8 protein-coding genes are annotated in these 12,565 nt (G+C 67.5%); 1 reads left to right on the top strand and 7 read right to left on the bottom strand.

Annotated features, from left to right (window positions below; genetic code table 11):
• Positions 1-29 precede the first annotated feature (29 nt).
• Entirely contained in the window at positions 30-1,100 is a 1,071-nt protein-coding gene (locus PBV52_RS02560) for a rhamnogalacturonan acetylesterase (RefSeq protein ID WP_274236615.1), read from the bottom strand.
• Positions 1,101-1,169: 69 nt separating this feature from the next.
• Positions 1,170-2,228, bottom strand: coding sequence for a glycosyl hydrolase 53 family protein (locus tag PBV52_RS02555; protein ID WP_274236614.1), 1,059 nt, complete (start codon positions 2,226-2,228; stop codon positions 1,170-1,172).
• Positions 2,229-2,907: 679 nt separating this feature from the next.
• On the opposite strand from PBV52_RS02555, the gene PBV52_RS02550 reads away from it, so the two are divergent.
• A complete protein-coding gene (locus PBV52_RS02550; RefSeq protein WP_373921812.1) occupies positions 2,908-4,812 on the top strand; it encodes a rhamnogalacturonan lyase in 1,905 nt (634 codons plus the stop codon).
• 1,268 nt (positions 4,813-6,080) lie between these two features.
• Here PBV52_RS02550 and PBV52_RS02545 read toward each other — a convergent pair.
• The 5 genes from PBV52_RS02545 to PBV52_RS02525 form a co-directional block, all read right to left on the bottom strand.
• A complete protein-coding gene (locus tag PBV52_RS02545) occupies positions 6,081-7,319 on the bottom strand; it encodes a glycoside hydrolase family 5 protein (protein ID WP_274236613.1) in 1,239 nt (412 codons plus the stop codon).
• Positions 7,320-7,637: 318 nt separating this feature from the next.
• Positions 7,638-8,522: an alpha/beta hydrolase gene (locus PBV52_RS02540; RefSeq protein ID WP_274236612.1), complete on the bottom strand. Its 885-nt coding sequence runs from the start codon at positions 8,520-8,522 to the stop codon at positions 7,638-7,640.
• A gap of 477 nt (positions 8,523-8,999) precedes the next feature.
• Complete coding sequence (locus tag PBV52_RS02535; RefSeq protein ID WP_274236611.1) at positions 9,000-10,001, bottom strand: PaaX family transcriptional regulator C-terminal domain-containing protein; 1,002 nt, start codon at positions 9,999-10,001, stop codon at positions 9,000-9,002.
• Positions 10,002-10,146: 145 nt separating this feature from the next.
• A complete protein-coding gene (locus PBV52_RS02530) occupies positions 10,147-10,299 on the bottom strand; it encodes a hypothetical protein (RefSeq protein ID WP_274236610.1) in 153 nt (50 codons plus the stop codon).
• A gap of 195 nt (positions 10,300-10,494) precedes the next feature.
• Positions 10,495-12,048, bottom strand: coding sequence for a serine/threonine-protein kinase (locus PBV52_RS02525; protein ID WP_274236609.1), 1,554 nt, complete (start codon positions 12,046-12,048; stop codon positions 10,495-10,497).
• Between the last annotated feature and the right edge of the window lie 517 nt (positions 12,049-12,565).

The following is a 12,565-nucleotide window of genomic DNA, read 5'->3' as shown; positions in this document are numbered from 1 at the left end:
CCCTCCTTGGGACTGGCGCCGGGCGTCGGTCAGCGCAGGTATGCGGCCAGGGGCAGGCGCTGCTCGCGGATGCTCTGGAGCACCAGCCCGCCCATCTGGCTCGCGCCGTACTGCGAGAAGTGGGTGTTGTCCGTGACACCGTCGACGGATGAGCGCAGGAAGAGCTGTGCGGAGGCGGACGGGCCGAGGGACTCGACCAGCGTCTTGCTCTTGGTGGTCAGATCGATCACTGGCACGTTCTGCGCCGCGCCGAGCGAGCGCATCTCGGCGGGCAGGTTCACGCCCACGCCGTTGACATGCAGCGCCGTTGCCGTGAGCCGGTTGCCGTTGAACTGCCGGCGGACCGGCGGGGTCACCAGGACCGGGACGCCGCCCTTCGCACGGACCTGCGTGATCATGGAGGTGAGGTTGCTCCGGAAGGCTGACGCGCTGGTCTGCTTGTCGTTGTGGCCGAACTGGATGAAGACCGCGTCGTTTGCCTTGACCTTCGACAGCAGTGCCGGGAAGAGTGCCGAGTTCCTCAGGAAGCTGCCCGAACTCTCCCCGGAGTCGGCGTAGTTGGCGGCGGACGCTCCGGGACCCACCGCCGGCGTGATCATCTGGCCCCATCCCGTGTACGGGGCCACGGGCTGGTCGCACACGGTCGAGTCACCGGCCAGGTAGGCGACCAGCGGCTGGGTCGCCGGTTTCACGGAGACGGCCGACACCTGCGGGTTGGTCCCCGCGAACCGGATGTCCAGACCGGGGTTTCCGGTGCCGCCCTGGCCGGTCGGCTGCCCCTCCGGCTGCCGCACGTTGACCGTGAACGAGTACGTGGCGGCGGCACCGGCCGCCGTCTTCGTCGCCGGAAGCATCAGGCGCCGGGCCTCCACCCACATGTCGGTCTCGGCGGCAGTGGCACCACCGATGGAGACCGTCACGTCGTAGTTGCCGGGTGAAACCGCGTAGTGACACTTGATCGGGGCAGTGCCGGAACAACCGGCCGGCAGCGCCCGCGTGGCGGCATCGGCATGCGCCGCACCGGTGCCGACCAGCGTCGCGAGGGTCAGCAGACCTACTGCTCCCAGCCTGACCCCGTGCCCTTCGAGCCGTAATGTCATGCCCATTACAATCACCAATCCCAATCCTTGACAGGAGAGTTGCCCGGGTTGGGGCCCATGGCCCGTCGCTCAGGCCTGGGTGAAGCCGTTCATGATGACGGAGGGCCGCTTCGTGGCGGAGTCCCAGGCGCCCATGTTGTAACCAGTGAACGGGGACATGCACTCCGGCTCCCAGTAGAAGATGCCCTGCCCGCCATTGGCCTTGAGGGCCTTGATGTAGGCGACCAGCGCGGCCTGGGTGGAGGAGGCGCGGTCCACGCGACCACCGAACTCGCTCTGCAGGAACGGTTTGCCGTAGGCGTCGGAGATCCTCTTCATGTTCCCCACGATCCCGGCCGCGACGTCGGCGCTGCCGTAGGAGGAGAACACCGACATGTCCCACTTGCCGCCGTTCGCGGCGAAGCGACTGAAGAACGTCGTCATCACGTCGTACTTCTGCGGCTGGGCCAGGTGGATACACACGGTCGAGTTCGGTGACACCGCCTTGACCTGGTCGTATGCGGCGTTGAGCAGTCCGGTCATCTGCGCCGGGCTGGAGACGCTGCCGACGGGGCGGCAGATACCGCTGTTGATCTCGTTGCCGATCTGGACCCAGGTGGGGAGCACGTCGTTGTTCCTCATGACCGTCATGGTCTGGTTCACGTACGTGCCCATGGCGGTGCGCATCTGGCTGTAGCTCATGTTTCGCCAGGCCGCGGGCGGGTTCTGCACGCCGACGGAGTTCCATGTGTCGCCGAACATGTAGTCGAGCATGATCGACATGCCGGCGGCCTTGACCCGCTTGGCGAAGGCGGCCACCTCGTTGATGCCGCAGTGCCCGTTGGCCGGGTCGTTGGAAGGGTTGACGAACGTACGCAGGCGTACGGCGGTGATGCCGTATCCCTTGAGGATGGTCAGCAGGTCTTGGGTCTGCCCGCCGGCGTTCTTCCAGGAGTAGCCGCGCGCCTCCATCTGAGGTGCCCAGCTGATGTCGACGCCCTTGACGAAGCTCGCCGCGGCCTCGGCAGGCGTCTCGAGTTCGGCGAGCGCGACGGCGGTGGCGAGCGCTCCGGCGGTGGCGGTGGTGGCCTTGAGCAGGGTTCGCCGGCTGATGCGCCCGGCAACTGGTGTGGGGGGTTGCGGGGACATGGTCGGTCCTTTCCTTCCGTCGGCCGCGAGTGAGCCGTCGCGGTCGGCGGAGAGGGGGGGGCGGTGAGAAAGAGATTTCGAGGAGCGAGGCGGATGGGTGGAGCAACTGGCTCTCGGACTCGCGGAGTTGGTGGGGCCGCGTCCGATCCAGCCGATGCGCCTCCCTCGGTGCGGCAACAACTACGGCAGGAGTGCTGACGAGTGGCACGTGTCGAAGGGGCGGCCTGGGCGTGCCAGGGACGCTCCTCCAGGTCGGACCTGTGAGCGATCACAGGGATGTTGCGACGGAAGTGCGCAATCGCATCACAACGAACTTGAGGTGCATCACGCAGCTTCGCGATCGGGCACGAAGCTGTCAACCATTGCTCACCAATCCTTGGAAGAAGCAGTGTGATCCTGTGGACGGGAGCTCGCCGCGCCTCGGCCGTGAGCAATCTGAAACGACGTGAGTCAGCCCCAGTTCAAGTGCCCTTCTAGAGAGAATGCAGCGACGGGGCGGGGCTGCTCACGGGACATCTCGTTGGCTCGCATCCGAACACGATCGAACAGAAAAAGCCAACAGAATGCTTGACGGGCTATCAGTGAATTTCTACCCTCGCAGCGAATGGGAGCGTTCCCACAACTGTGGTCAGACCGCCGTCTCCGCGATCTTCATACCACCCCCACACCGGAGGTCATAGTGACCGACCCGCACCGGCATCCACGCACCGCATCGCGCCCATGGCGATTCCAACGCCGGTCCAGCAATCGGCTGTTCGCCGGCCTGACGGCCGCCACCGCGCTGGCCCTCTCCGCACTCACCGGACTGCCGCAGACCGCGCACGCCGCGACCGCGCGGCAGGTGGAACGCCTCGATCGGGGCCTGACCAGCGTCCACACCGGCAGCGGGAACCTGGTGTCGTGGCGGTGGCTGGCCACTGACCCGAACGATGTGGCCTTCAACGTCTACCGTGGCGGCACCAGGCTCAACTCCTCGCCCCTGACCACCTCGACGAACTACTTGGACGCCGGCGCCCCGGACTCGGCCGACTACACGGTGCGCGCGGTGGTGAACGGCATCGAGCAGGCGCCGTCCGAGCACGCGCTCCAGTTCCGCACCGGGTACAAGGACGTGCCGATCTCCCCGCCGCCCGGGGGCACTTCACCGGGCAACTCGCCGTACACCTACGAGGCCAACGACGCCTCCGTCGGCGACCTCGACGGCGACGGCGCCCTGGACATCGTTCTGAAGTGGCAGCCGACGAACGCCAAGGACAACTCCCAGTCCGGCTACACCGGCAACACGATCGTCGACGGCATCAAGCTCGACGGCACTCGCCTGTGGCGTATCGACCTGGGCCGCAACATCCGCTCCGGCGCGCACTACACACAGTTCCAGGTGTACGACTACGACGGTGACGGCAAGGCCGAGGTCGCCATGAAGACCGCCGACGGCACGAAGGACGGAACCGGCGCGGTCATAGGCAGTTCCTCGGCCGATCACCGCAACTCCTCGGGCTACGTACTGTCCGGCCCCGAGTACCTGACGATGTTCAACGGGCAGACGGGCAGGGCGATGCAGTCCGTCGAATACGTCCCAGCCCGAGGCACGGTGTCGTCCTGGGGGGACTCCTACGGCAACCGCGTGGACCGGTTCCTGGCGGGCACGGCCTATCTGGACGGTTCCCGACCCTCGGTGATCATGGCTCGTGGCTACTACACCCGCGCGGTGATCGCGGCCTGGGACTGGCGGAACGGGCAGTTCACCCGCCGGTGGACCTTCGACTCCAACGCCAACAGCGGCTACGCCGGCCAGGGCAACCACCAGTTGTCGGTCGCGGACGTGGACGGGGACGGCAAGGACGAGGTCGTCTACGGCGCGATGGCCGTCGACGACAACGGCAACGGCCTGTGGACGACGCGGAACGGCCACGGGGACGCGATGCACGTGGGCGACCTCGACCCGTCCCGGCCGGGTCTGGAGGAGTTCAAGGTCGACGAGGACAGCTCCAAGCCGTCCTCCTGGATGGCGGACGCGAGGACCGGCCAGATCCTCTGGTCCACCCCGGCCGGCGGTGACAACGGCCGGGGCGTGTCCGGTGACATCTGGTCCGGCAGCGCGGGCGCCGAGTCGTGGTCGTCGCTCGTGAGTGGCGTCCGCAACCCCAAGGGCGCGGTGGTCGCCAGCCGTAAGCCCGGGTCCAGCAACTTCCTGGCGTGGTGGGACGGCGACACGACGCGCGAACTCCTCGACGGCACCCACATCGACAAGTACGGCACCTCCGGCGACACCCGCCTGCTCACCGGCTCCGGGGTCCACTCCAACAACGGCACCAAGTCGACGCCGTCCTTGTCCGGCGACATCCTCGGAGACTGGCGCGAGGAGGTCATCTGGCCGACGTCCAACAACACGGCCCTGCGGATCTACTCCACGCCATACCAGACCAATACGCGGATCACGACCCTCCTCCACGACACCCAGTACCGCACGGCCCTGGCCTGGCAGAACACCGCCTACAACCAGCCCCCGCACCCCAGCTTCTTCATCGGCGGCAACATGCCCACGCCACCCCGTCCCACCGTCGCGCTGCCGAACAGCCTCTGAGCTGGACAGCCGTCTTCCCTGATGCTTGAGCGAGTTCAAGCATCAGGGAAGGGGTGTTCGTCGAGCGAGTGGAACCTGGCATGGGTAACGGAGCACTGGCAGTGGCGCACGCGGCACGCTGATGGTGTTCTTGGGGTACAGCACCTGTCGAAGGCGGCGGTCGCACGGACCGGGCTGAAGTCCGGGTACCCGGTGCCGCCTTCTTCCGGCCTCATGGTGCTTGCCGCCGAGCCCGTCAGCGGAGCCCTGCCGCGTACCATTTCCGCCGAGATCATCGCCCACCGCAACACAGGCGCCGGTCTGCCCTTGTCTCGCGTCCCCGACCCGATCCACGGCTCCGTCCCGGTGGCCGCGAAGCCGCCGCTCGCTCGCTGACAAGCCACGAGAATCGAAAGGCGCTGAGGACGCTCACGAGGAGCGGGGCGGCGCGGAGCGTAGTCACCCTGGCCGTAAACACGTCTCAGTCCTACGGCTCTCTCTCAACTGGCCGGCATCCGCAAGACTTCCTCCGGCCGGGAGCCCGGTTCTGCGTGATAGGGGTTCAGCCGCATGCGGGCGCACCCGGGCAGCGGCAGCGTCATGGGCTCGTGCACGAGGTCGAACTCGCCCACCAGCGGGTGCCGCATGCCCACGACCACACCGACCGTCCCGCGCAGTTCACCTCATGCCGTTTCACGTGCTTCAGCGACAACTCGCGAATCAGCGAGGAGAGTTGCACATCGTCGGGGCTCTTGCCGGCATTCATCCGCAGAACGCCGGCGACTGTCGCAGCCATGCGGGCCCGGCGCCGGTTGACAAAGAAGGCGGGCACGCCGAGCGTGCCGCGGAGGTGCTGGCGGTGGGTTGAAGTAGCTGCGGCAGGGGCGCCAACCGCGGTGTGCGGTTCCGGTCGGGCTCGGCCGGCCGGATCAGATGGTCCCGTTCCTCCTCGGTCAGGCGCACTGCGCGGGCCAGGGCGTCCGTCACCTCAGCCGACACGCTTACGCCGTAGCCCTGGTCCAGGTGTGCGTAGCTCTGAGAGACCGCAGAAACTCCTTGAGCTCGGCACGCCGGTCAGTCCGGCAGACACTTCGTCGTCGGTCGCTACATGTGAAGACATCGCTGTCCTCCGTTTGCCGAACGTGCTCCCAGGCGCGGAGCAGCGTAGCTTCTCCGGCTGGTAGGCGCGCAGTTGACGAGGTCGCACACTGTGTGGCATCGCCACCCGGCCCAACTGCGCGCCCACGAGGATGCAGAGGTATGTACCCGTCGCCGAGACTCGGGTCCTGCTACGCGCCGGCCGGAAGGGCGGAGCCGGCAACGCTGCCGTTGACGCCGCTCATGATGCCGTTGATGATGCCTTGCTGGGTCACCGTGAGGGAGCGCCGGTCGAACAGCCCGAACCCGTACCGACCGGTTGCACCATTGTCCCAGTAGACGCTGGCGGCCCCGTATTTCTTGGCAGTGGCCGCGACGGCCCGTGCGAAGTCCGCGCGATACCTGTTGTTCGATGAATCGAACGATGACTTGTCGATCGCGCCGTATTCGCCGACAACCACCGGATACCCCTTCGTGACGAACACGTCGTGCATCGTCTTGAGCTGGGCGTCCAGATAGTCTTCCTGTCCCCAGGTCGACTTCCTCGATGGATCGGTCGCTGCTCGTCCCCACTGCGTGATGGTGCCGCTTTCCTCTCCGGCGAAGTCCCACGGAGCGTAGTGGTGGACGGAGATCATGATCCGCCGTTCATTGGCGGGAATGGAGGGGGAGCGATACTGGTCGGACGGAAGCTTGAAGCCGTAATTCCCTGCGGTGTAGTCGATGTTCGTGTTCCAGCCGGCCACGAGCAGCCACCTCGAGCTGTTGTTTCCGCCCGTTTTCCGTACGGTGTCCACGAAGATCTGGTTGTAACTGTTGATGTTCGAGTAGCACGGTTGGGTCGGACGGCCGTACTGCCCGTCGAACTCCTCGTTCATGGACTCCAGGATCAGGCGCTGGTCGTAGTTCTTGAACCTGTTCGCGATCTGCTGCCAAGCTTTCTCGTACTTGGCCTTGATCGTCGTTTGGGAGGGCGAATCGCAGATCAACCAGGAGCCGCTGACGTTCTTGTAGCCGTCGCCGTGCATGTTGATCAGCACATGCAGGCCCCTGTTGTAGGCGTAGTTGACGACCTCCTGGACTCTGTTCAGCCAGGTGGCGTTGATTGTGTAATTCGGGCCGGGTCCTATGTATCCCAGGTAGGAGACCGGGATCCGGATCGTCTTGAACCCTGCCGCTCTCACCTTGTCGATGAGGGCCTGCGTCACGGTCGGCTGGCCCCATGCCGTTTCGCTGGGGTATCCGTTGGTGGTGGCTTCGAGTTGGTTCCCCAGATTCCATCCCGCGCCCATGTCGGCCACGATCTGCGAAGCGCTCGACTGTGCCACGGTATCGGCCGACGCCTGATGCGCCGTGCCGTACACAGATGCGGCAACCGCCAACAGGACGGCAAGGAGAATGACTCTGATCTTCCCTGCTAGTGAAGCCATGGGCTTTCCTCTCTTGGAGTCTTGAGGGTGTCGAACCCCCAAGTGGACCTTTCTGCCCGAGCGCGAGCGGCCGGAGCCGCCCGGCTGTTCGGGGGGGTGTGATTTCTGAGGCGCGGGCCTGGGAACGTACACAGCTGGGTGGGCGCTGCGGCTGACTCGCAGGCGTCCGGAAGTGGTCGGAGCAGCGAAGCGCTCGTGCTGTGACGAGGGCCGGGCGTCCCGCTGGTGCGCAGCCGTGGGCGGTCACGCATCCTGGACGGCCCGGGTGCGCCGCGGTCACGGCCAATGCGCGCGTCCGAGGCCGCGCGTGGCTGCTCCTCAGCTCAGGGCGGATTCCCAGGTGGTCGTGCTGGAGGTGGCGTCGGAGCGAAGGCGGTCGCGGGCCGCGGTGTCGCCGTACAGACTCCACCGCATCCAGTCCACGAAGGTGTTGACGGTGCGGGAGTCGCCGAAGTAGTTGCTGTGGCCGGCGCCGCGGAAGGTGAGGAACGCCTTGGCGGCGGGCAGTTCCCGGTACGCCTGACGGGCGGAGGAGATCGGGCACGTTCCGTCCCGGTCGCCGTGCGTGAACAGGACCTTGGCGCGGACCGACGGGCTCGGGTTGCCCATGTCCACACAGGACATGGGGATCGCGGCGGTGATCCGCGCGTCCGGCCAGGCCGTGAGCAGGCCGTGGGTGGTCATGCCGCCCATCGAGTGGCCGGAGACGCCGACTCCGACCGCTGTGTTGAGGTGGCCGGCCAGCGGGTCTCCGGCCGTGTTCAGGGCGAGGGTCCGGGTGATGACCTCGGAAACGTCCTTGGACTGGTTGCCGTTGTAGACGTCCTGGCCACTGAGGTTGGCGAAGTGGGGGGCGGGGACGACGAAGCCGGCCTCGGCCAGGGGGCGGATGATCGCCAGGGAATTCTGCGGGCTGCTGCTGAAGCCGTGCATGAACTCGCAGACCGGGAAGACGCCTTGGGCGACGGGCGCGTTGGTGACCGGGGAGCCACCGGGGGCGCCGGTGGCGGGGTAGTAGACGTAGGTGGTCCACCGGCGGCTGCCGCGGCTCCAGGCATACGGGCGCACGCCGACCGCAAACCGCTGGGTCGGAGATCCGGCCCTCGCACCGGCGCCTGCTTGCCCTGTGCCGAGCAGGGACAGGCCTACGCCCCCGGCTCCGGCTGCGCTCAGGGTCAGGAAACTACGCCGTTGCATGGTCATGAAGACTCCTGGTGTGGGGGGTGCGGAGCGCTGCTCGGTCAGGTGCCGGGAAGAGGCATCGGTGATGCCGGGGCGGTCGCACTGACCGAGGTGGTGGGTCGTAGCCGTGGGGGTGGTCAGGTGGGCGTATCACGCACGGTGGAGGACGTTCCGGTCCTGCCTGTGGCAGCGACCGTGGCGGTGATGGATGTGGCGTTGCCTTGCGGGCAGAGACACGGCGACGGCGAGCCGGTGACCACCTGCCGCCCCCCTGCGGAAGCGTGACAGAGGAGGCCTCTCCTTCCGCTTGTCGTGTGCCGCGCCTCTGGGAGCGTTCCCACATCGGGTTGCAACAGTCAGAGTCCCGATCGGGTACCGGTCTGTCAATCATTGGCGCCCAACTCTGTTGTCTTCGACGCGCATTCGACAGATCGAGGGGCGGGCGGCGCGGTGTGGCGTCTCCGCACACCGCCCGGTCACGCTCGCGGCGGTCCCTTGTCAGCCGTGACCGATACCCGCACTCATGCCGGCGATCGTATGGGCCCTGACGTCGAGGTGAGGTCCCTCTGCGAATCGGGTCACCACGGCGCGGACATGGTCCTGGGCGGGCTGGAGCAGCCCGTCGTACACCGCGACGCAGACTTCCCGCGCCCGTGACCGGGGCCAGTCGGATGGCAGCAGCCCGATGGGGAGCAACGGGTCCAGGATGGGGAAGTGCCGGTAGGCGTGCATGACCTCGGTCCGGGCGCGCACCGCGTCGGCACCGGTGACGCCGTCGGCGCTGATGTGCGGAAGCAAGCCGCTCCAACGACTGATGAACGCGTGGTAGTGCTCGGCGATGCCGGTCAGGTCCCACGCCTCGACCGGGTTGCGGTCGACCTCCGTGTCCAGTTCCTCCTGCCGCGCGCGGAACACGGTCACCGCTCCCCGCGCCAAGTCGGCCACCTCGATCCGCCCCTTGGGGGTCAGGGGGTGCGGCGACACCCAGAGCGCGTCGTACAGCGGCGCGAACCCGCGCCAACGCAGCGCGGTGCGCAACGCTCGCCGTCGCGTGCTCTCCTGTTCCGGAACGGAGAAGGCGATCAGTGTCCACCGTCCGTCCCACGAGTCGGGCTGAGTGGTGAAGGTGGCGATCGAGCTGGCGCCGCTCCACAGATCGACGGCGGCCTGAGACGTCAGCCGGTAGGAGCTGTACCGCCCTTGCCGGCTGCCCTCCAGCACCCCACGGCGCATCAGCCTGCTGATCGTCGTACGGGCGGCACCCGCGGTCACATGGAACTCGCCGAGCAGCGCCACGATCGCCGCCGACGGCAACCACGCCCGGACGGGGAACGTGTAGTCGGCGATCAAGGTCACCGCGAGTCCCTGCGGTGAGACGGTGCTCTGCCAGCCGGGCGACCGCACGGGGCCGGCGGCGCCGTCACCCTCGTCGGAGAAGATCTCCTCGAGGTGGGACAGGTTCGGCAAGGTCGGCTCCGACGCGGTGGATACGGTCGGCATCACTGTAACGGTTGGGAAATCGTCGGGTGGAGCTCCGCCGGGATCGGCCCACCCGGCGGGACCTCCGCGTACCGGTGAAGTGAAGGTGCCCGGACAGTGCCCAGGTAAGCAACACCGGCGTACTTCGAGGGGTGGCAGCGAACCGTCATCCTGGCCCGATGATGACCTGGCGGCGCAGGAAGAGGTTCATGGCGCTCATGGCCAGCACTGTCCGGCCGTGCTGGTTGATCACCTCGATGCCGGTGGCAGGCTCGGCACCCCTGCCTCCCGCTGCGCCTCGCGCTCCCGCGCCGCCCACGTACTGCCCTGGACGCCGCGCTCGGGCCGCGTACCGGCCAGTCCCGGTCGTCCATCAGGAGGCGACCAGGACTGCTTTTCGCAAGTCGCGGCTGGGAGCCCGTCCGGAGGGCGGAGGCGACGGAGCGCTACGGCCTCAGCGAGGCCGGCAATGGATGAGAAGGGCTTGGCATCGCATGGTCGGCGGGCGCATCCGTCACCGCCGGGTGAGGGTGGACGGCGCCCCGGCGGACTGGTCACCCTCGTCGCTCAGGCTCAGGGTGTCTCGGCCGGTCATCGTGACGACGTAGACATTGCCGTTGGGGCAGCCCACTTCGGCCGACCGGTCGGTGGGTTGGCTGGTGACAGCCTTGAGGACCATTGAGGCCTTGCGTACCTCCCGCACTTGCAGGGTCTCGGTGCATCCCAGCTCAAGTTTGGTGTTCACTTCGGTCACGTTGCTGACCTGCTTGCCCGCCAGCTCACCCTTTTGTGCCGGGTGGAGAGTCAAAGTGAAGGTGAACCGGTTGGTCCGGGGCTGACTAAAACTGTCAGGGGTGGGATTGCCCGGCCCGGTGCCGACCCATGTACCTGCCCAGGCCGCGGGAAGCGATGTGGCAGCGGATGACGGCGAAGACGTTCCGTCGGACGCGTCATCGGCGGAGAAATGCTGCACGACGAACGTGCCTGCCGTCGCCATCAAGGCCGCGGCCGTGGTCCCGGTGATCACTCGGCCGGTACGGCTTGACACCCACCGTCGCACGGCGCCGACAGGCGGCAGGACGGCGGTCCCTGCGTCGGCCGGAGCCGGGCCGTCTTCGGTCTCACGTGACACAGCCGGCACCGAAGGCGATTGCACTGTCGTGGAGATCAACGCGTGCGCCTCCTCCTCCCGCACGTCGAGATCTTTTTCCAGCGCCTCGGGCAGCAACTGCGGCCAGGTACCGCACCGGCCGCCCAGGCGTTCCAACAGAACGCTGACAGTGCCGGGCGTGGGCCGCTGCTCGGGGTTCTTGGCCAGACAGGACTGCAGGAACGGGATCAGGGCCGCCGGAACGCCGTCGAGGTTCGGCTCCTGATGCACGATGCGGTAGAGCATCACCGCAGGCGAGAACTCCTCGTTCGGACGGGAAAACGGGCCCCGTCCCGTCGCCGCGTACACCAGCACCGCAGCCAGCGAGAACACATCACCGGGCGCACCCGATTCCCCGGCACTCGCCTGTTCCGGCGCCAGATAGCCGGGAGAACCGATCACACCGCCGGTCCTCGTGTGACGCGTGTCCTCCCTCGCGCGCGCGATCCCGAAATCGATGAGCAACGGACTACGGCGGCCCAACAGCACATTGGACGGCTTGACATCCCGGTGGGCCAGCCCGGCCCCGTGTACCGCTCCCAGCGCCCCGAAAAGCTCGGCCGCCAGTGCCAGTACGCACTGCTCGGGCAGCGGGCCGTACCGCCGCACCCACTCCGCCAGGGACGGCGCGGCCACGTACTCGGTGGCGAGCCACTGCGGGCGCTGCCCCACCGGGCTGTAGTCCACCACCGCAGGCGTCCAGGGGGAGCGCACCTGGTCGCTGTTACGGATTTCCCGCGCGAACCGCTCCTCGAACCCCGGCTCCCGTCCGAACTCGGCACGCACAGTCTTCAGCGCCAGCGGACGCCCCGACACCGTCCGGGACAGATACACCCGTCCCATGCCACCCTCACCGAGCCGCGCCAGCAGGGGATAACCCCCAACAGCCCCCGGATCAGACTCGTCCAGCAATTCCACGCCCCGCGCCCTCTCCTATGTGCACTGCCGATCAGGTTCAGCCCCCGGACCAGCACAACCAAGCACCGCATCCGCGGCGTCCGCGCCAAGCATCACCTTTTACACCCGCAACACACTATTCTCAGCGAAACTTCTGGCAGCCCGAGCGCCCCTCACCGGCCGAGAGGCCAAGTGGACGGTCAGGAGGGAAAATCCGGGCCGGGGAGGTGCTTGGGCAGGGTGGACGGTCTTCCAGCGAATGTGCCGGAAGTCACGGCGGCCGCGGGCGGGGGCGAGTCCACCCGGGAAATCGGCCTGTCAGCAGGCTCGTGAGTGCCACCCGCTCGGGCCCGACCCGGTGACCTGGGCCGCGTTGCGAACTGTGTGCTCAGGCGCGGGCGCGGACGCGGACGCGGACGCGCGACGTCTGGAAGAGCTACGGCCGGTGAGGGCTCTGGGGGAACTGAGCAGCGAACCGCACAGCCGCGTACTTGCGGTCACCGCCGGCCACGGCAAGGCGTCGCGGTGCTGCTGTCCG

The sequence above is a fragment of the Streptomyces sp. T12 genome (genome assembly GCF_028736035.1).
Classification (GTDB): domain Bacteria; phylum Actinomycetota; class Actinomycetes; order Streptomycetales; family Streptomycetaceae; genus Streptomyces.
Note: the sequence above shows the minus strand (reverse complement) of the source record. Positions and strands in the feature narration are given on the sequence as shown.